At 69.6% G+C, this 17509-nt stretch carries 16 protein-coding genes and 5 pseudogenes; 9 read left to right on the forward strand and 12 right to left on the reverse strand.

Annotated features, from left to right (window positions below):
* Together GJ632_RS02420 and GJ632_RS02425 are read left to right on the forward strand one after the other, a co-directional pair.
* A partial coding sequence (locus GJ632_RS02420; protein ID WP_191451972.1) for a 26S protease regulatory subunit occupies positions 1 to 622 on the forward strand: 622 nt, incomplete at its 5' end.
* Positions 623 to 727: 105 nt separating this feature from the next.
* Complete coding sequence (locus GJ632_RS02425; RefSeq protein ID WP_343160971.1) at positions 728 to 1051, forward strand: hypothetical protein; 324 nt, start codon at positions 728 to 730, stop codon at positions 1049 to 1051.
* Between the two features lie 14 nt (positions 1052 to 1065).
* Here the strand turns inward: GJ632_RS02425 and GJ632_RS02430 are convergent, their stop codons facing one another.
* Positions 1066 to 1776 (reverse strand): class I SAM-dependent methyltransferase, encoded by a 711-nt coding sequence (locus tag GJ632_RS02430; protein ID WP_231751262.1) that lies wholly within the window; start codon positions 1774 to 1776, stop codon positions 1066 to 1068.
* 291 nt (positions 1777 to 2067) lie between these two features.
* On the opposite strand from GJ632_RS02430, the pseudogene GJ632_RS02435 reads away from it, so the two are divergent.
* A pseudogene (locus GJ632_RS02435) lies at positions 2068 to 2915 on the forward strand (VOC family protein).
* Between the two features lie 75 nt (positions 2916 to 2990).
* Here the strand turns inward: GJ632_RS02435 and GJ632_RS02440 are convergent.
* The 3 genes and pseudogenes from GJ632_RS02440 to GJ632_RS24550 form a co-directional block, all read right to left on the reverse strand.
* Positions 2991 to 5078 carry a helicase-related protein gene (locus tag GJ632_RS02440; protein ID WP_231751266.1) on the reverse strand — a complete coding sequence of 696 codons (2088 nt, stop codon included), beginning with the start codon at positions 5076 to 5078 and terminating at the stop codon, positions 2991 to 2993.
* Between the two features lie 159 nt (positions 5079 to 5237).
* Positions 5238 to 5837, reverse strand: a pseudogene (locus GJ632_RS22845) (DEAD/DEAH box helicase); the annotation flags it as partial.
* Positions 5838 to 5894: 57 nt separating this feature from the next.
* Positions 5895 to 6020, reverse strand: coding sequence for a hypothetical protein (locus GJ632_RS24550; protein ID WP_255473498.1), 126 nt, complete (start codon positions 6018 to 6020; stop codon positions 5895 to 5897).
* 56 nt (positions 6021 to 6076) lie between these two features.
* Here GJ632_RS24550 and GJ632_RS02445 point away from each other — a divergent pair, with 56 nt between their 5' ends.
* A complete protein-coding gene (locus GJ632_RS02445; protein ID WP_089806452.1) occupies positions 6077 to 6367 on the forward strand; it encodes a hypothetical protein in 291 nt (96 codons plus the stop codon).
* 26 nt (positions 6368 to 6393) lie between these two features.
* Here GJ632_RS02445 and GJ632_RS02450 read toward each other — a convergent pair whose 3' ends face one another.
* From GJ632_RS02450 to GJ632_RS02460, 3 genes and pseudogenes are all read right to left on the reverse strand, one after another.
* Positions 6394 to 7188, reverse strand: coding sequence for a metallophosphoesterase (locus GJ632_RS02450; RefSeq protein WP_191451973.1), 795 nt, complete (start codon positions 7186 to 7188; stop codon positions 6394 to 6396).
* Positions 7189 to 7192: 4 nt separating this feature from the next.
* Positions 7193 to 9295: pseudogene (locus tag GJ632_RS02455) on the reverse strand (hypothetical protein).
* Positions 9292 to 10564, reverse strand: a pseudogene (locus GJ632_RS02460) (Single-stranded DNA binding protein). The pseudogenes GJ632_RS02455 and GJ632_RS02460 overlap by 4 nt, the downstream one beginning before the upstream one ends.
* An 89-nt stretch (positions 10565 to 10653) precedes the next feature.
* On the opposite strand from GJ632_RS02460, the gene GJ632_RS02465 reads away from it, so the two are divergent.
* Positions 10654 to 11034 carry a hypothetical protein gene (locus GJ632_RS02465; protein WP_089806459.1) on the forward strand — a complete coding sequence of 127 codons (381 nt, stop codon included), beginning with the start codon at positions 10654 to 10656 and terminating at the stop codon, positions 11032 to 11034.
* Here GJ632_RS02465 and GJ632_RS02470 read toward each other — a convergent pair.
* On the reverse strand, positions 11031 to 11444 hold the full coding sequence (locus tag GJ632_RS02470) for a universal stress protein (protein ID WP_191451974.1): 414 nt from the start codon (positions 11442 to 11444) through the stop codon (positions 11031 to 11033). The genes GJ632_RS02465 and GJ632_RS02470 overlap by 4 nt on opposite strands.
* A gap of 83 nt (positions 11445 to 11527) precedes the next feature.
* The gene (locus tag GJ632_RS02475; RefSeq protein ID WP_191451995.1) at positions 11528 to 12559 is read right to left on the reverse strand and encodes a glycosyltransferase family 4 protein; all 1032 of its coding nucleotides are present in this window, start codon (positions 12557 to 12559) and stop codon (positions 11528 to 11530) included.
* Between the two features lie 107 nt (positions 12560 to 12666).
* Between GJ632_RS02475 and GJ632_RS02480 the strand changes: the two genes are divergently transcribed.
* Positions 12667 to 13329, forward strand: coding sequence for a 2,5-diamino-6-(ribosylamino)-4(3H)-pyrimidinone 5'-phosphate reductase (locus GJ632_RS02480; protein WP_191451975.1), 663 nt, complete (start codon positions 12667 to 12669; stop codon positions 13327 to 13329).
* A 102-nt stretch (positions 13330 to 13431) separates the two neighbouring features.
* Positions 13432 to 13770, forward strand: a complete 339-nt coding sequence (gene trxA / locus GJ632_RS02485) for a thioredoxin (protein ID WP_191451976.1) — start codon at positions 13432 to 13434, stop codon at positions 13768 to 13770.
* Between the two features lie 50 nt (positions 13771 to 13820).
* On the opposite strand, the gene GJ632_RS21820 is transcribed toward trxA, so the two are convergent.
* Together GJ632_RS21820 and GJ632_RS02490 are read right to left on the reverse strand one after the other, a co-directional pair.
* Positions 13821 to 13985 (reverse strand): hypothetical protein, encoded by a 165-nt coding sequence (locus GJ632_RS21820; RefSeq protein ID WP_177232563.1) that lies wholly within the window; start codon positions 13983 to 13985, stop codon positions 13821 to 13823.
* A gap of 102 nt (positions 13986 to 14087) precedes the next feature.
* Positions 14088 to 14414: a NifU family protein gene (locus GJ632_RS02490; protein WP_089806467.1), complete on the reverse strand. Its 327-nt coding sequence runs from the start codon at positions 14412 to 14414 to the stop codon at positions 14088 to 14090.
* Positions 14415 to 14625: 211 nt separating this feature from the next.
* On the opposite strand from GJ632_RS02490, the gene GJ632_RS02495 reads away from it, so the two are divergent.
* On the forward strand, positions 14626 to 15351 hold the full coding sequence (locus GJ632_RS02495) for a ribosome assembly factor SBDS (protein ID WP_089806469.1): 726 nt from the start codon (positions 14626 to 14628) through the stop codon (positions 15349 to 15351).
* A gap of 101 nt (positions 15352 to 15452) precedes the next feature.
* Here the strand turns inward: GJ632_RS02495 and GJ632_RS02500 are convergent.
* Positions 15453 to 15784: pseudogene (locus GJ632_RS02500) on the reverse strand (FUN14 domain-containing protein).
* A 278-nt stretch (positions 15785 to 16062) separates the two neighbouring features.
* Here GJ632_RS02500 and hflX point away from each other — a divergent pair.
* Entirely contained in the window at positions 16063 to 17415 is a 1353-nt protein-coding gene (gene hflX, locus GJ632_RS02505; protein ID WP_191451977.1) for a GTPase HflX, read from the forward strand.
* Positions 17416 to 17509 lie beyond the last annotated feature (94 nt).

A 17509-nucleotide genomic window follows, 5' to 3' on the forward strand; every position in this document is an offset into this window, starting at 1 on the left:
CATCGCCGGCGAGAGCGGCGTCAACTTCATCCACGTCGCCGGGCCGGAACTGCTCGACCGGTACGTCGGCGAGTCCGAGAAGTCCGTCCGAGAGGTGTTCGAACGCGCCCGGCAGGCCGCGCCCGCCATCGTCTTCTTCGACGAGATAGACGCCATCGCGGCGAACCGCGACGCGATGGGGTCTGACTCGGGCGTCGGCGAACGCGTCGTCTCCCAACTGCTGACCGAGTTGGACAGGCTGGTGGACAACCCGAACGTCGTCGTCCTCGCGGCCACGAACCGCAAGGACGCTCTCGACCCGGCCCTCCTCCGGCCGGGCCGCCTCGAGTCGCACGTCCTCGTCCCCGACCCGGACGTGGACGCGCGGCGGGCCATCCTCGGCGTCCACACCCGCGAGAAACCGCTCGCCGACGACGTGGACCTCGACGAACTCGCGGCGCACATGGACGGCCTCTCCGGCGCGGACATCCAAGCGGTCTGCCGCGAGGCGACGATGCGGGCCATCGAGGAGGTGGCCGACGCCTACGAGGGCGCAGAGGCGAACGAACACGCCGACGAGATACTCGTCACGCAGGAACACTTCGACGCCGCCCTCGCCCTCGTCACGCCCGCCGAGGAGTAGACGCCCGCTTCCCTGACTGTCTCTGGAATCCTCAATACGGCTTTATCGGAGCGTCACGCCTCCTTACAGTATGCATTCCGAACGCGCGACGGGGAGGGAACGGCCGTGAACACGTCCGGGTGGCGTCGTCGCGTCGACCGGGAGTGGGGCCAGTTGACCGGCGGCCCCGTCTCGGCGACGTGGTGGCTGGTCCGCGCCCTCCTCCGCGTCGCCTTCATGGAGGCGGTGTTCATGCTGATGGCCTTCCTCACGTTCCGACCCGACGTCCTCGCCGGCGTGGCCGCGGGGACGGCGTCGTGGTGGGCGGTGCTCGCCGCCGTCGCCACCACGCCCGTACTCCTCGGCGCGTTCCTCCTCGTCGGCGTCCTCGCCCTCGTCGCGCCCTTCCTCCCGCGACGGAACCCCGCATATCCCGGGTCGTGGCGCTGACCGCTCGAACGCGCTCACTTCGCCAGACGCGCCCTGAAGTACCCGACGTCGCCGTAGCGCCGCACCTCGGCGACGGACCACGCCGTCCCCTCGCAGGTGTCGCGGAGTCGGTCCGGCGAGAACGTCCGAAACGAGAGTCGCGGGCCGACCAGGTCGCGGCCGCGGTACTCCACGCGGAACCGCCGGCGGCCGACCGCCCGCCTCGTCCGTCTCGCGGTGGCCGTGCGACCCGGCGGCCCGGGTCGGGTCGTACGAGCCACCCACGCGTCGCCCGTCGCCGTCGTGACTCGCGCGAGTTCGCCGAGGAAGTCGCGGAGTTCGGCGTCCGACTGCGATAGCGTCGCCTGCGTCCCGTTCACGAGCGCAGTCTCGAAGCGGTCCGGGCGGACTGGCGGGCGGAACATGTCGGCGACGAACGCGTCCACGCCGCGGGCGCGGGCCGTCCGGACGGCCATCGGACTCGCGTCGAAGGCGACGACGCGCCCGCGGAGTGAGACGACTCGGGCGTGCTTGCCCGCCCCGCACCCGGCGTCGAGGAGGGGCGTCTCTAACCCGTTCGCGAACGCCTTCGCCGCGTCGCTCCACGCCGCGTACGGCTCGAAGTAGTGGTGTTCGACCCGCGCGTCCCACGTCTCTCCCGTCGCCGGGTCGCGGTGGACGCAGGACCCGTCGTAGTCGCCGCGCAGGTAGTCCCACATCGCCGTGCCGAGAGCGTCGTCCGGCATGGGCGGTCGGACGACGGCGAACGTGATAAACTCTCGACGTGTGTGGGTTTCTAACGTGGCAGGTCGGCGCTCGCGGTGAGACGGTGACGCGTGGTCGGTGGGTCGGTCCGCGCGTCGTCGAACGCCTCCCGGCGGCGGTTGCGTCGTCGTAACCTGGTGATGCGACCGTTGCCGGAGCTATATCCGGTTCGCGAACGAACTGGATTGCGTGATGAAACCACGAACTTCGGCGGAGTCCGCGACGCGGCACGCGGGCGTCGCTCCCCACCGCGCGCCGCACGGAGGACCGGTGTGACGGCCTCCTCGGACGCGGACGCGCTCCCGGACGGGACGCGTCTCGGGCGGACGGCGCTCCGCGTCTCTGACCTCGGGGAGGTGGCCGCGTTCTACCGCGACGTCGTCGGACTCGGCGTCCTCCACCGCGCGGAGACGACTGCGGTCCTCGGCGTCGGCGAGTCGCCGCTTCTCGTCTTGGAGGGGGACGGAGACGCACCCGAACGGGGCCGGACGCGCGCGGGCCTCTATCACAACGCGTTCAGACTCCCCTCGCGCGGGGCCCTCGGCGACGCACTGCGGCGAGTGCGGGACCGGTGGCACCTCGACGGCGCCTCCGATCACCGCGTCAGCGAAGCCCTGTACCTCACCGACCCGGAGGGAACGGCGTCGAACTGTACCGCGACTTCCCGCGCGACGCGTGGCCCGTGGCCGACGACGGCACCGTCCGGATGAGCACCGACCCGCTGGACCTCGACGCCGTCGAAGCCGCCGCCGCGGGCCGGTCGGACGCGCCGCCGGACACGGACGTCGGGCACGTCCACCTCGAGACCACCTCGCTGGAGTCGTTCCGGTCGTTCTACGTGGACACCGTCGGCTTCGAGATGCAGATGTCGGTCCCCGCCGCGTCCTTCGTCTCGGCGGGCGGGTACCACCACCACGTCGCGGCGAACACCTGGAACCGCCGGACGGAGCCCGTTCGGGGCCGCGGTCTGTCGTGGTTCGAGGTGGTCGTGCCGGATTCGGCCGCGTTCGACGCGCTTCGAGAACGGTTCGCAGAGCGCGGCCGTCGGCCGACCGAGACGGACGACGGGTTCGCCGTCACCGACCCGGACGGTAACGAGGTCCGGTTCAGGGGCTGCTAGCCGAGGGCCGAAGGCAGATGACCGACGGCCGCGGACCGCGAGTCACCGCGCGCCGAACGGGGCCACTCGGGGCTGTCAGTCCCAGAACGACTGCGTGCGGGCGTACTGTCGCTCCTGTTCGAGGATGTCGCGGTAGAAGTCGTCCTCGTCCTCGCGGAGGTTACCGATGATGCGCGCCGCCGTCTGCGGGCCGACGCCCCGGGCGGCGAGGGCGACGACGGCCTTCCGACCGTGGCTCTGGACCAGACTGGCGGACCGGTACGCCCGCCTCTTCAGTCGCTCCTGCTCCTCGTCGGGGTCGTTCGCGCGGACGGCCTTCACCGTCTCGTCGTCCCACGGGTTCAGGCAGGCGATTCGGGTCGCGCCGCACTCCGGACACTCCGGCTGGTCGCGGACGCGACGCACCTTCCGCGTCGTCTTCCAGTCGGTGCAGTGCAGACACAGGAGGATGACCCGGTCGTTCCGGATTCGCTCCTTGACGGCCTGGATGACGCTCGCGTCGGCGTTCTCGGGAACGAGGAGTTCCCGCCCGCTGGACCGGCCGTCGATACCGATGGGCGTGCGTTCTCGCGCCGTCTCCAGCGCCACCTCGCCGGTCTGAATCCGCCGGAGCAACTCGGCCGTCTCCGCGACGGCCAGGTCGACGTGGAACACCTCCCGGACCGCCTCGTCGTAGACGGGCGTGTCTTCGAGGGCCGCCAGCAGTCTGTCGCCGCCGAACCGCTGGTTTCCCTGATAGCGCTTCAGCGCGCCGAACTTCGCCGCCACCTGCGCCAGCGTGAACTTCAGCGACTCGGAGTGTTTCAGGGCGAGTTCGAGGACGCCTTCGACGTGGTCTGGGTCCGTCGTCTCCAACACCTCCGTGAAGTCGTGGACCGAGGCGCTCGGCGGCACCTCGAACTCGACGCGGTAGGCGTCCGTCTCGATACCGACCGAAGACCCGGTGCGCTGGCCGACGAGAGCGGCCAGCATCCGTCCCAGCGTCTCGTTGACGCGGTGGCCGTACGGGGAGTTGAGGACGACGTTCCGCCCCTGTCCCTCGAGGACGAGTCGGTCGGCCGTCGGCACCGGCAACCCGGCCTCGACCTGTCGTTCCGTGGGCCGCAGCGACTTCGAGACGGTGCGCTCGTCCGTCGGGTAGCGCCCGAGGAAGTCGCGCGCGACGGCGTCCCGTTCGCCGCCCATCTCGAACTGTCGGGCCGCCGTCTCCCGAATCTCGCCGACCTCTCCGGCGACGTGCGCGGGGACGGGAATCTCGCTCCCGGTCCACGACGGCACCTCGCCCGAGGGGTCCTCGATGGGCGTGACGTTCACTCGCGCCTCGTCGTCGTCGATGTCGTTGATGCGCCACATCTCGCCGCGCTGGATGAACGACGCGCCCGGTTCGGCGAAGTTGACGACGAACCGTTCGTCGAGCGTCCCTATCTGCCCGCGCGAGGACATGTCGTACACGTCGTACGTCTCCTCGTCGGGTATCATCGACAGGTTCGCGTAGAAGTACTGCCAGGTGCCGCCGGACTTCTCTAACAGGTCCTTCTCCTCGTTCACCCACAGCAGGCGGTTGCCCGACAGCTCTCGCACTATCTCGCGGAACGTCTCCTCCCCCAGGTCGCGAAACGGGTACGCCGCCGTGACCAGTTCGTACGTCTCCCGCGCGGACACCTCGCCGTAGTCCATCACGACGCCGACTATCTGGTTCGCCACGGTGTCGAGGCTCGCGTGGTGGATGCGCGCGGGTTCGACCTCACCCGCCTCGGCCTTCCGCGCGATGGCCAACGCCTCGTGGGTGTCGTCCGGCGAGGAGGTGACGATGGTCCCGTGGGAAGTCTGGTCGCGGCGGTGGCCCGCCCGGCCGACGCGCTGGAGGAGGCGCGACACCTCGCGCGGACTGCCGTACTGGACGACGTGGTCCACCCGCCCCACGTCGATGCCGAGTTCCATCGAGGAGGTGCAGACGAGGCCGTCCAACTCGCCGGACTTGAACCGGTCCTCGACGTCGATTCGCACGTCCTTCGACAGCGACCCGTGGTGGAGTTCGATCGGTTCGTCGAGCGCCTTGAAGCGCGAGCCGAGGGCCTCCGCGGTCTGTCTGGTGTTGACGAACACGAGCGTCGACTCGTGGTCGCGCACGATGTCGCGGATGGCCCGGACGTGGCTGGCCATCTCGTCCTCCGTGGCCAACTGACCGGCCAGCGTCTGGTCCTCGCGGGTCACCTCGGGGTGGACGACGGTGAACTCCACCTTGCTGCCGGCCTCCACCTCGACGATGTCGAACCCGCGGTCGCCGGTGAGGAACTTCCCGACTTCCTCGGGCGACCCCACCGTCGCCGAGAGGCCGATGCGCTGGAACGGGCCCGCCAGCGCGCGGAGGCGTTCGAGTCCGACGGTCAACTGCGCGCCGCGCTTGGCCGAGGCGAGTTCGTGCACCTCGTCGACGACGACGTGCCGCACGTCCGACAGCGCCTTTCGCAACTTCTCGCCCGTCAGCATCGCCTGCAGCGTCTCGGGCGTCGTCACCAGCACGTCCGGCGGGTCGTTCGCCTGCTTCTGTCGCTGGTACTGCGTGGTGTCGCCGTGCCGAACGTCCACCTCGACGTCGAGTTCTTCCCCCCCACCAGTCGAGTCGCTCCCGCATGTCGCGGTTCAGCGCGCGAAGCGGCGTGACGTACAGCGCCGAGATGCCCGCCCGGTCCTCGCGTCCGACTCGACGATCGCGTCGAGGACCGGGAGCATCGCCGTCTCCGTCTTGCCCGTCCCGGTGGGGGCGATGACGAGGGCGTCGTTCCCGGCGGCGAGCGGGGGAATCGCGCGTCGCTGTGGCTCCGTGGGCGTCGTGAATCCGCGCTCGGAGAGCGCCGCGCGGACCGTCTCGCCGAGGGCGGTGAACGCGTCCATCCCCTGCGCGCGGGTCGCGTCTGCCATCGTCAGCCGTAACGGTGCGAGCAGATTAAGCACACCGCTCGCGGCGTCGAGGCGGCGTCACTCCGCGAGGAAGCGGTACGCGACGCCGGCGAGGATGACCAGCGCGCCGATGGTGAACGTCGGCGGGAAGGGGAGCAGGAACAGGGCGATGCCGGCGACGATGACGGCGGTGGACGTTCGCATGACCGGCCGATTCTCGCGGCCCACGGTTAGCTCTATTCGCCCTCCGCCGGACATTCATGAGCGAGGGGGACGAACGACTGGGCGTGCGTCCCCGCACCGCGTACCTCTGCTCGCTGTTCGCGTTCGGCACCGCCGGCGTCGCAGGCGGCGTCGCGGACTACGTCGCAGACGGCACGGCGTGGTCGGCAGTCGCCGTCCTCGGCGGCGGCGTGATACTCGGCGTGGTCGGCTACAACGCCGTCCGTCCGGCGGCCTACGACGGCCCCGAGGAGTGGGGTCCGCTCCTCTACCTGACGGTCGCCGGGAGCGTCCTGTTCGCCCTCGCCGTCGGCTGGGAGTTCGTCTGAGCGGCTTCAGGCGTCCGACGGCGGCCTCACACCGACCGGTACGGCCCGAGTCGCGTCCCGTCCAGCAGGTAGGCGTCGGCGTCGAACACGCCCGCCGGGAGGAACGGCGAGAGGAATCCCTGTCCCTCGACGTTCACCCACGTGCCGCCGGAGCGGTCGTTGAACGCCGGGAAGACGACGAGTTCGGGCGCCTTCCAGTCGAGGTCGGTCGCGTCCAGTCCCAACTGCTCGGCGAACGGGTCGGGGTTCATCGGCCCGCGGAGCCACGCCCGTTCCTTCCGGCCGCCGCCGACCGAGTCTTCGAGGCGGACCGCCGGGTGTTCGTGCGCCGTGCAGACCACGTCGCTCTCGACCACTTCGCGCGACGGCCACGTGTGGCCGTGGGCGAAGCCGACGCGGCCGAGTCTGACGCCGGCACCGTCCGTCACCTCGATGCGGTCGCCGAACGTCTCGTCGATGCCGCCGTCGTGGTTGCCGCGGACCAGCGTCACCGGCACGCGGGCGGTGACTCGCTCCACGAACGTCTCCAACTCGTCGGTCTCGTCGCCGCGCGGGTTCCCGATGCGGTGGCCCAGGTCGCCGAGGACGACCAGTCGGTCCGGGGCCGTCTCGTCGAGCAGTCGGGCGAGGCGCGCGAGGCGCACGTCGGCGTCGCTGTCGAGTTCCACGCCGCGTTCGTAGCGCAGGCCCGCCTCGATGCCCGCGTGGTAGTCGGCGACGACGAGTGCCGTCTCGTCGGCCGCCTCGGGACCGAGGCGCGCGACGGCCGCCGGGTCGCCCGGCACCGGTTCGACTATCGGCCGGTCGCCTCGGCGTGCCATCGGCTCAGATGGACTTCAGCGTCCCTTCGCTCGGTTCGTAGCACTTGCCGCTCATCAGCGCGTCCTGAATCGCGTCCTCGACGTCGCCGGCGTCCGCGCCGTAGCGGTCGACGATGGCGGAGACGACCGCCTCGCGGTCCGCGCCGTCGCGTCGTCGAGGTCCGCCATCACCTCGACCACGGCGTCTTCGAGGTCCACGTCCGCGGCCGATTCGTCGGCGTCGCCGCCGGCGTCGGCGTCGCCGGATTCGTCCGCATCCGCCGGTTCGTCGCCGCCGGCCGATTCGTCGGTGTCGCCGTCGGACGAAGCGGGGGCCGCGTCGCCGGCCGCCGTCTGGGCGTCGTCGGGCGTCTCGCGTCGTCGGCGACGGCCCCGTCGGGGGAGTCGGCGGCCGCCGCGTCGGGTGACTGCGTGTCCGGTCGGGAGTCTTCCGGCGGCGCGGCCGGTTCCGCCTACGAGTCCCCGCCGGTCGGCGCCTCGCCGTTCGTCCCGGCGTTCGCCTCGGCGGCCTGCGCCTCCAAGTCGTCGGCGTCCGGCACGTCGATGTCGGCCTCGCCCGGGTCGTCGACCTCGTTTCCGGTGGAGAACTCCGCGCCGAACTCCGCCTCTATCTCGGCGCGTTCCTCCTCGTCCATCTCGTACATCTCCCCGGTCGCGGCGGCGTCCGCGTCCGCGGCCGGTTCCTCGTCGCCCGCGTCGGTCGTCGCCGCATCGCCGGCGTCGAAGTCGCCCAGACCGCCCGGACCGTCGGCGTCGTCCGTCTCGGCCGCCGGTTCGTCGGACCCGCCCGCGTCGAAGTCGCCTAGACCGCCCGACTGTGCCGGCTCCGAGTCGTCACCGGCGTCGGCGTCGGTCGGCGATTCGGTCGTCGAGGCCGTCGATTCGGTCGGGTTCGGGTCCGCGGTCTCCGAGGGTTCGGGAGTCGCCGTCTCCGCCGTCTCCGGTTCCGACGCGTCCGCGTGTGCCGGTTCCTTCGTCTCCGTGGTCTCGGTCGCGGTCGGTGTCGGTTCGGACTGGTCCGATTCGGTCCCGGTGGTGGGTTCCGTCTCCGTGGGCGTCTCCGTGCCGTCGGCGGTCCCGGCCGCCGACGAGGCGACGGCGTCGTCCGAACCGGGCGCTTCGTCGGTTCCGCCGGTTGCGGCGTCCGCGTCCGGCGTCGTCTCCGTATCCGACGTGGTCCCCGCGTCCGACGTGGTCCCCGCGTCCGACGTGGTCTCCGTCCCCGTCGTCTCCGCCGTCGTTTCTGCGTCTGTCGCTCCCGCGTCCGCCGTCTCCGCTCCGGTGTCCGCGTCAGCGTCGGCGTCGTCGCCCGCCGCGAGACCGCCTGCCTGGGTCGATTCGCGCGCCTCCGTAATCGCGACGTCGCCGCCCTCGGGCGGCGTCGCCGCCGGAACGTCGGGGAGCGGTCCGAGTTCGTCCGGTCCGGCCTCGTCGGGGGCGACGCTCAGCGAGTCCACGGCGTCGCGTTCGCCGGCGACGAGTTCGAGCGCCTGAACCGCCATCGTCCGGACGGCTTCGAGGTAGTGTTCGGTCGTGCCGTAGTGGTCGATGGCGAGGGGGCGCCCGTCGCTAACGACTCGTCCACCCCGCGCGCTTCGAGGACGGCGCGCAGGTCGTCGCCGCGGTGGTCCAGCGCCGACGCGGCCCGCATCGTCGCGACGCGTTCGAGCGTCGCGCGCGCGGCGGCGACGACCCACCGGTCGCGCGTCGCCGCGTCGACTTCGTTGATGCTCTCCGGGCGGACGGAGGTGAACACGCGGTCGGAGTCCTCGGGTTCGTACGTCCGCGCCTTCCCCGTCAGCGAGACGAACATCGGCGGCGTCGAGCGGTCGAGGAAGTTCATCGCCTCGGGCTGGTACTGCCCGGCGTAGGTGACGAAGACGTCCGTGGGGTCGGCCACGCGCCCCCGCAGGACCTCCTCGTTCACCGACTCGACTTCGGTGAGTGCGCCGACGGCGAACAGGCGGTTCACCCGCGCGCCCGTCGGCGTGACGACGTAGTTCGGCGCGCGTTCCTCGTCGCCCTCCGAGTACGACAGCGTCGCGTCGTCGAACTCCGCGGCGAACAGGCGGTACGCGACCTCGCGGCGGTTCTCTATCGCGCTCATGCCCGCACCTCCGAGAGCAGGGCCGTCGCACGGTCGGCGGCGTCGTCGGTCGCCTCGGCGAACTCGGTCGCCTCGAGGTTCGCGCCGTAGTCGTCCACCGAGAGGTTGCCGCGGACGCGGAACTCCCGACCGACGACCTGCCGGCGAATCTCGTCGGCGACGACTTCCTTGTCCATCGCCTCGCGGGCCGCTTCCATCGCCTCGGCCATCGTCCCGCCGTACAGTCGTTCGGTCAGGTCGCGGTCGAGGACGGCGGTCACGGTGCCGCTCCCGTCGTCGATAATGGCCTTCACGCGCATGTCGTCCTCGCCGTCGACGTCGCCGTGCGTCCGGCACTGGCCGTTCTGGAGGACGCGCCCGCAGTCCGGACAGCGCTCGATGAGGCCCGACCCGTCGCGGACTTCGAGCAGGTTGCCGACGACTTCCACGTCGAACATCCCGCCCGACCCGACGGCCTCGCCGACGCGCATCCGCGGCGCCTCGTCCTTCACGTCCACGTCGCGTCCGAGGGGAGTCACCGTCGTGAACTCAGAGAGGTTCACCTGCGGGACGCCGCGGAACTCCCGGACGTACACGTCCTCGAAGCGGAACGTCTCGCCCTCGCGGAGTTCGGGCCGCGCCCCCCCAGTCGGTGAAGGGGAGTCGCGCGGACTCGTCGGCGACGACGCCCGACCGGATGGTGGTGTCGCCGTCGCGCCCGGAGATGGTCCGCTCCTCGGATTCGAGTACCTGAACCTCCACGTTGCGGCCGCGGTCACCCGCGCGCAGGTCGACGAGGTTCGTGTCGCCGCCCGTCTCGTACGGCGTCTCGACGGGCGTCGTCTCGACGGCGACGGTGGTGCTCTGCCCGAGGTTCAACTCGGGTTCGCCCTCCCACTCGCGCACGTTGGCGTTCCCGACGGTCACGGAGTCGCCCGCCTCGAAGCCGAAGTCCTCCCACGACGTGTAGGATATCTTCCCCGTCGCGTCCGCGAGTTCGCCCTCTCGGATGGTCTGCTCTTCGCCCTGATAGCGAATCGAACGCCGCCCGACGGTCAGCACGCGCACGGTGACGGTGACGTTGCCGTTCTCGGTGGTCACGTCGGCCACGTCCTTCGCCGTCGGGGAGGCACTCCCGCCGGAGTCGCCGCCGTGTTTGCGGCGGATGCTCTGTTTGGCTTCGTCGATGGGGACGCTGTACGACAGCAGGTTCTTCAGGTCGGATTTGACCTCCGATTTGTCTACTCCGAGGGTGGAGGCGAGTTCCTCGGCGTGTTCGTCCACGTTCATCGTCCGACGTTGCGTCCCGTTCGGTAAAAAGGGTTCCCGGAGGCCCCCGAGCACGAACTGCTAAGTGCGGGGCAGTCGCACACGGTGGTATGAGTGACGCGGACACCGCGGCCGACGAGGGACAGGTCACCTTCTCGCTGAGCATCGAAGACGGCGAGACGGTCATCACGATGCGCGGCGACCGAGACACCGCCGTCGTCGTCGAGTCCGCGTCGGGCGAGCGAATCTACCTCCCGCCGGAGGACTTCGAACGCGGCGCGCGCCAGCGAAGCGACAGCCCGTACCAACCGGCCCAGCAGGACAGCCCGTATCAGTCCGCACAACAGGACAGCCCGTACCAGTCGGCCCGCGACGACTCGCCGTACCAGTCCGCGCGCCAGAGCCTCCCCCGAGAGGGACTGGTGCCGACGTCCGACGGCTACCGCATCCGCCACCCGGAACCGGCGACGGACGTGCGACTGCTCCGTTAGGACGGACTGGCCTTCGCCCCGCCGGTGATGGTGACCGGTCGGTCGGCGTCCAAGACGACGGCCTGCGTGACGCTGCCGAACAGCAGCGACCCGAGCGGGGACCGCTTTCGGCCCCCGAGGACGATGTAGTCGGCGTCCGTCTCGGCCGCCGCCGAGAGTATCTCCGTCGCCGGGTCGCCGACGCGCGACAGTTCCTCGATGGTGACGCCCGCACCCCTGAGTCGGCCGTGCGCCGCGCGCCCGCCGGCTATCTGCTTGGGCGAGGTTCCTCCCGCCTGCGTTCTGTCCTCGAACACGTACAGGAGCACCACCCGTACGTCTTCGGCCGCGTGCGGGACTCTGATGACCGCGTCGGCCTGCGCCGTGCCGCGCGATTCGCTCTCGTCGACCGGCATCAGTACGGTGAACATGTGCTAAAAGATAGCACACCACACGAGATATAGCATGGGGGAATCGGCGTCACCGCGAGAGACGAACGCCGGTGTCGGCGGCGCTACTCGCCGGCGACTCGCTCGTAGAAGTCGATAGTCTCGTCCACCACGTCGTCCCACGTCACCGGGTCGTACTCGGGTGGTCCCTCCAGCGAGAGACCGTAGTCGATGCCGTCGGCGAGCGACCCAGACTCGGGTTCGACTTCGATGACGCAGTCCTCGGGGAGCACCTCGTTGACGCCGCTCTCGGTGGCGACGACGCGCGTCCCCGCCGAGAGCGCCTCCGTGATGGTGATGCCGAACGGCTCGGACAGCGACGGCGAGACGAACAGGTCCGCCGAGGCGTAGTAGTCGCCCAGCGCCTCCTCGGGGATGTAGCCGACCCACTCTATCTGGTCCTGCACGTCGAGCAGTTCGGCGAACTTCTTCAGTTGGTCCGTGAGGTGGCCCGACCCGCCGACGACCAGCGTCACGTCGTCGCGGCGGAGTTTCTCCATGGCGTAGACGAGGTGCGAGATGCCCTTCTGGTCGGTGTGCCGGCCGACGAAGAACAGCATGTTGCCGTCGATGTCCAGTTCCTCCTTCAGGTCGCGCCCGGTCGTCTCACACTTCGAGAAGCCGTTGTAGATGACGTCGGGGTCGCCGCCGTACAGGTCCCTGACGCGCGAGGCCGTGAGTTCGCTCACCGCGAGGAGGTGGTCGCAGCGTTCGACGATGCGGCGTTCGGTCTCGACCTCTCGCTTGGGCGGGTCGACGTTGCGGTCCGAGGAGAGCGAGTGGAACGTCGTCACCCACTCCACGTCCGCGTTCGACTTCGCCCGCGACCCGGGTCCGTAGCCGAACCAGTCGTGCGTGTGGACCACGTCGGCGTCCTGTGCGTGTTCGGCGAACGCGGAGCTGAGACGGCCGATGCGGGTGATGATGTCACCTTCCCCCGTCGGGACGCCGTGTATCCCGTCGCGGTCCTCCGGCGCGTACTCCGCCGGGAGGACGAGTTCGATGTCTACGCCGCGCGCTTGCAGTCCGTCGAACATCTCCCCGACGTGGGTGTCGAGACCCCCGCTCACGTTCGGCGGGAAGCCCCAACCCAGCATCAGCACTTTGGGCGGCATTGGTGAGACGAGATACCACGGAGAGACATATAACTCCTGTCCGTCCCGCCGACCGAAATCCGCTTACCGCACGCGGCCGACGCTCCCGTATGCACGTCGTCGTCAACGCCGCCGCGAGCGTCGATGGGAAACTCTCCACGCGACGGCGCGAGCAGGTGAAGATAAGCGGGGCGGACGACTTCGCCCGCGTGGACCGCGTCCGCGCCGACAGCGACGCCGTCCTCGTCGGCGTCGGCACCGTCCTCGCGGACGACCCGCACCTGACGCTGGACGACGAGACGTACCGGGACGAACGACGCGCGGACGGGCGCGACCCGAACCCCGCCCGCGTCGTCGCCGACTCCCGCGCGCGCACCCCGACGGACGCCCGCATCGTCGACGACGCCGCGACGACGTACGTCCTCGTGAGCGAGTCCGCCCCGGAGGACCGAGTCGCCGCCCTCGAACGGGTCGGGGCAACCGTCGTCGTCGCGGGCGAGACGCGCGTCTCGTTCCCCGAGGCGTTCGCGGAACTGGAACGCCGCGGCGTCGAGCGGACGATGGTCGAGGGCGGCGGCGAGGTCATCTTCTCGCTGTTCGAGGACGGTCTGGTGGACGAACTCAGCCTGTACGTCGGGTCGGTCGTCGTCGGCGGGCGCGACGCGCCGACGCTGGCGGACGGCGAGGGGTTCGTGGCGGACTTCCCGACGCTGGACCTCCGCGGCGTCGAACGCGTCGACGACGGCGTCCTCCTCACGTACGACGTCGACTGACGGGCGAAACCGTCGTCCGTCGACGCGGCGGACCGGCCGGTCGTGCGACGGGTCGGCATCTCCTCTCAATAGTTAAGGGAGTCCGGTGACTACGGAGGGCGTATGAGTACACCCGAGAGCCGAGGAACGCCCGTCCACGTCGAGAGTCAGGAGCACCTCGAAGAACTCGTCGCCGGAGCGGACGTGGTGCTCGTGGACTTCTACGCGGACTGGTGCGGCCCGTGCAAGATGCTCGAACCCACCGTCGAGGAGATCGCCGCCGAGACCGACGCCCTCGTCCTGAAGGTCGACATCGACGAACTGCAGGAACTCGCCCGCGAGGAGGGCATCCGCTCGGTGCCGACGCTACAGTTCTACGTCGACGGCGAACAGGCCAAACGCGTCATCGGCGTCCAGGACAAGTCCGACCTCCTCGACATCGTCGACGAACTGTCGAACTGACGCCGTCCCGCCTCCGTTCTCCGTCTTCGCGTCGCCGCGGTCGGCGACGCCTATATCGACCCGACCGCGACGACGTGGCCCGTCTCGGACTCGTGTCGGCGTCGGACTCGCTCGGCCGTCTCCGCGTCGGTCTGCACCGACTCGGTGAGACAGTCGCGACAGACGACGTGGTAGTACGCCTTCGCTTCGGACGCATCGGTTGCTGTTCCTGACATACACGAAGATACGACTGTACGGGTATAGCTACGCACCGACTAGCGAACCCGTAAGCCGGCCGTACGGGGCCGGCCGAGCGGTTAACCGGCGGTTACGACCCCTCAGAAGGGGGCGTCTTCGCGACTCCGCGCGAACCGGTCCTCGTCGGGCGCGTCGTAGTCGAACGACCCGCCCGTGGTGGCGTGGACCTGCGACACCTCGTCGAACTCCGCGACCATCCGCGACTGTAGCGCCTGCACCGTCATCGGCGAGATGCCGCACCCCGAACAGGCCCCGCCGAGCGAAATCCACACCTCGCCGGACTCCTCGTCGATGGCGTCGATGCCCGCGCTCCCGCCGTGCATCTGAATCTGCGGGAAGTTCCGGCGCATGAACAGCACGAGTCGGTCTTCGAGGCCCGACTCGCCGTCTCTCGTCTCGATACTCATGCGGAGCGTAGGCGCACGGACGAGATAGCGTTTCGCTTCGCGGCACCGCGCGGGTCCGTGTCGCCGCGCCAGCACGCCGACTCCCGTTTCGTCGCGCCGCGGCACGGGTCGCGAGACGCCGCACGGCGGCAGTTCGACGCCCGACGCGGGACCGGCCGCACGCGGTGACGTTCGGGGAGGGCTTTTTAATTCGGAGCGAGTATCCCCCGGTATGATTTCACTCGACGAAGCGGTGACCGCCAGACTGGAATCTCACGGTGAACGCTTCGAGGTTCTCATCGACCCGGACGCGGCCCTCGCCATCAAGCGAGACGAGTTCGAGGGCGACTTAGAGGACGTCATCGCCGCCGAGGACGTGTTCGAGGACGCCTCTCGCGGCGACCGACCGGCCGAGGAGGACCTGGAGACGGTGTTCGGGACGACGGACCCGATGGAGATAATCCCCGAAGTCATCAAGCGCGGCGAGATTCAGATCACCGCCGAGCAGCGCCGGGAGATGCAGGAGCAGAAGCGGAAACAACTCATCAACACCATCACCCGCAACGCGGTCAACCCGCAGATGGACAACGCGCCGCACCCGCCGGAGCGCATCGAACGCGCCTTAGAGGAGGCAGGGTTCAAGGTCGACCCGATGGAGAAGGTGGAGTCGCAGGTGGACGACGCGCTGGAGGCGCTCCGCCCGGTCATCCCCATCCGGTTCGACGAGGTGACCGTCGCCGTCCAGATTCCCGCGAACTACGCGGGGAAGACGCAGGCGCAGGTCAGAGAGTACGGCGACTTAGAGCGCGAGGAGTGGCAGAACGACGGGTCGTGGGTCGGCGTCGTCACCTTCCCGGCCGGGATGCAGAACGACTTCTACGACATGGTGAACGAGTACACCTCCGGCGAGGCGGAGACGCGCATCGTGAAGGACAAGGACGAACTGAGTACGCGGTAAGCCGAGACCGCAGGGGGTGACTCCCGGGGATAGCCTCCGCGAGCGGACGACTGCGCGGAAAATATTCGTCGGCGAGACGCGAGAACGGAGCGAGCGGCGAGTTATCCCTTCTTGAAGCCGACGAGGAACCCGCCGGTGAAGCCGGCGGAGATGGAGAGCGTCGAGAGTATCGAGGAGAGCCAACTGGGCGGTGCCCCCGTGGCGGCGTCCTGACTCGTCTTCACGAGCCCGGACGCAGTTTCTCCCAATCCACCGAGAGGATGCCGCGCGATTCGAGGAACTTGAACAGGGCCAGTTCCAGACCGACGATGACGGCGATTATCTTCGCGACTTTCTTCGCCGCGAAGCCGATGATGCCGCCGATGACCGCACCACTCCCGAACTCCAGTCCGAGCGAGGTGGGGTCGATGGACAGTTGTAGCGGGTCGGGCATGCCCGGACGTGGCGCGGCATCGGATATAACCTTTGTGTGGTCGGACAGGTCCGATTTCGGACTGGTACGCGACGACGACTGTAGGTCCGGGCGCGGGGAACTTACAAGTCAGCGGCCGTCCTACCCGCGCGCATGGACCGTGAACGCACGGCAGGCGGGCTAACCGGGGTGACGGACCGGCATCACCGTTGAACACCGCCGAGTAACGTTCAACTGTCTCGACGGCGTACCGTCCACATCTGTGGAGGCGAAACACCAGCCGAGACCGGGTGTGGCCGATGAGCGACGGCACCCGCGCCGTCGTCGCCAAGCGCGTCGATTCGGGCGAGTCAGCCGACCTGTCGGAGATAACGGACCTCGCGCGCGCCGCGGGGTACGACGTGGTCGGAACGCTCTCGCAGTCGCGCGAGGAGGACGCCGCGTTCCACTTCGGCGAGGGCAAGGTGGACGAACTCGCCGGACTCGTCGTCGAGACGGACGCCGCGGCGGTCATCGTCGACAACCGCCTCGGCCCGTACCAGACGTACAACATCGGCGGCAAACTCCCCGAGGGGGTCGAAGTCGTCGACCGCTTCACGCTCATCCTGGAGATATTCGGCCAGCGAGCCAGTACGCGGAAGGCCCAGCTACAGGTCGAACTCGCGGAACTCCGGTACGAACTCCCGCGCGCGGAGGCGAAAGCCTCCCTCGCGAAACGCGACGAGCGCCCGGGGTTCATGGGCCTCGGGGAGTACGACGAGTCGCGCGAACGGGACATCAAGGCCCAGATTTCGCGCATCAAGAACGAACTCGACGCCATCGCCGACAAGGAGGAGACGCGGCGCGAACAGCGTCGCGAGTCCGGGTTCGACCTCGTCGCCCTCGCGGGCTACACGAACGCCGGCAAGTCCACCCTGATGCGGCGACTCGCCGAGGACCTCGAAGTCGGCGAGAACGACGACTTGCACCCCGACCTGGACCCGACGGCGGAGTCCGAGGACCGCCTGTTCACCACGCTCGGGACGACGACGCGCCGCGCCGAGACGGGGACCCGAAACGTCCTCCTCACCGACACCGTCGGCTTCGTCTCGGACCTGCCGCACTGGCTGGTCGAGTCGTTCAAGTCCACGCTCGACTCGGTGTACCGCGCGGACCTCGTCCTCCTCGTCGTGGACGCCTCCGAACCCGTCGAGGAGATGCGCGACAAACTCGTCACCTGCCACGACACGCTGTACGAACGCAACGAGGCGCCCATCGTGACGGTGCTGAACAAGATAGACGTGGTGGACGAGGCGGAACTCGACCGGAAGATGGACGCGCTTCGCGCCCTCGCGCCGAACCCCGTCGCCGTCTCGGGACTGACCGGCGAGAACGTCGGGGCGCTCGCCGACAGAATCGAGCGCGAACTGCCCGACTGGCGCGAGGAGCGTCTGCTCCTGCCGATGTCGGACGACGCGATGAGCCTCGTCTCGTGGCTGTACGACCACGGCCACGTGGAGAACGAGGAGTACGACGGCGAGAACGTCCTCGTCGAGTTCGAGGCCCGCCCCGCCATCGTCGAGAAGGCCCGCGCGAAGGCCGCCGAGGTGCAGTCCGGAGAGACCGGTGACGCCGAGGCGGAGGCCGAGGCCGACGGCGGCTATCGGTCGTAGCGGCACGCACGGGACGAGGCGGCGGTCCGTCCTCGCCTCCGTCTCGTTCTGTTCTCGTCACCGCATACTGTCGGCGTGAGCCGAAGCGACGCCG

Origin of the sequence: Halogeometricum sp. CBA1124 (genome assembly GCF_009741955.1) — an archaeon.
Classification (GTDB): domain Archaea; phylum Halobacteriota; class Halobacteria; order Halobacteriales; family Haloferacaceae; genus Halogeometricum; species Halogeometricum rufum.

Excerpts from the sequence above, each read along its gene's own strand:
- GJ632_RS02480 (WP_191451975.1), top strand. The coding sequence starts at position 12,667 with ATGCACGTCGTCGTCAACGCCGCCGCGAGCGTCGATGGGAAACTCTCC.
- GJ632_RS21820 (WP_177232563.1), bottom strand. The coding sequence starts at position 13,985 with ATGTCAGGAACAGCAACCGATGCGTCCGAAGCGAAGGCGTACTACCAC.
- GJ632_RS02475 (WP_191451995.1), bottom strand. The coding sequence starts at position 12,559 with ATGCTGGGTTGGGGCTTCCCGCCGAACGTGAGCGGGGGTCTCGACACC.
- GJ632_RS02490 (WP_089806467.1), bottom strand. The coding sequence starts at position 14,414 with ATGAGTATCGAGACGAGAGACGGCGAGTCGGGCCTCGAAGACCGACTC.
- GJ632_RS02495 (WP_089806469.1), top strand. The coding sequence starts at position 14,626 with ATGATTTCACTCGACGAAGCGGTGACCGCCAGACTGGAATCTCACGGT.
- hflX (WP_191451977.1), top strand. The coding sequence starts at position 16,063 with ATGAGCGACGGCACCCGCGCCGTCGTCGCCAAGCGCGTCGATTCGGGC.
- GJ632_RS02470 (WP_191451974.1), bottom strand. The coding sequence starts at position 11,444 with ATGTTCACCGTACTGATGCCGGTCGACGAGAGCGAATCGCGCGGCACG.
- GJ632_RS02430 (WP_231751262.1), bottom strand. The coding sequence starts at position 1,776 with ATGCCGGACGACGCTCTCGGCACGGCGATGTGGGACTACCTGCGCGGC.
- GJ632_RS24550 (WP_255473498.1), bottom strand. The coding sequence starts at position 6,020 with ATGCGAACGTCCACCGCCGTCATCGTCGCCGGCATCGCCCTGTTCCTG.
- GJ632_RS02465 (WP_089806459.1), top strand. The coding sequence starts at position 10,654 with ATGAGTGACGCGGACACCGCGGCCGACGAGGGACAGGTCACCTTCTCG.
- GJ632_RS02445 (WP_089806452.1), top strand. The coding sequence starts at position 6,077 with ATGAGCGAGGGGGACGAACGACTGGGCGTGCGTCCCCGCACCGCGTAC.
- GJ632_RS02440 (WP_231751266.1), bottom strand. The coding sequence starts at position 5,078 with ATGGCCAGCCACGTCCGGGCCATCCGCGACATCGTGCGCGACCACGAG.
- GJ632_RS02450 (WP_191451973.1), bottom strand. The coding sequence starts at position 7,188 with ATGGCACGCCGAGGCGACCGGCCGATAGTCGAACCGGTGCCGGGCGAC.
- trxA (WP_191451976.1), top strand. The coding sequence starts at position 13,432 with ATGAGTACACCCGAGAGCCGAGGAACGCCCGTCCACGTCGAGAGTCAG.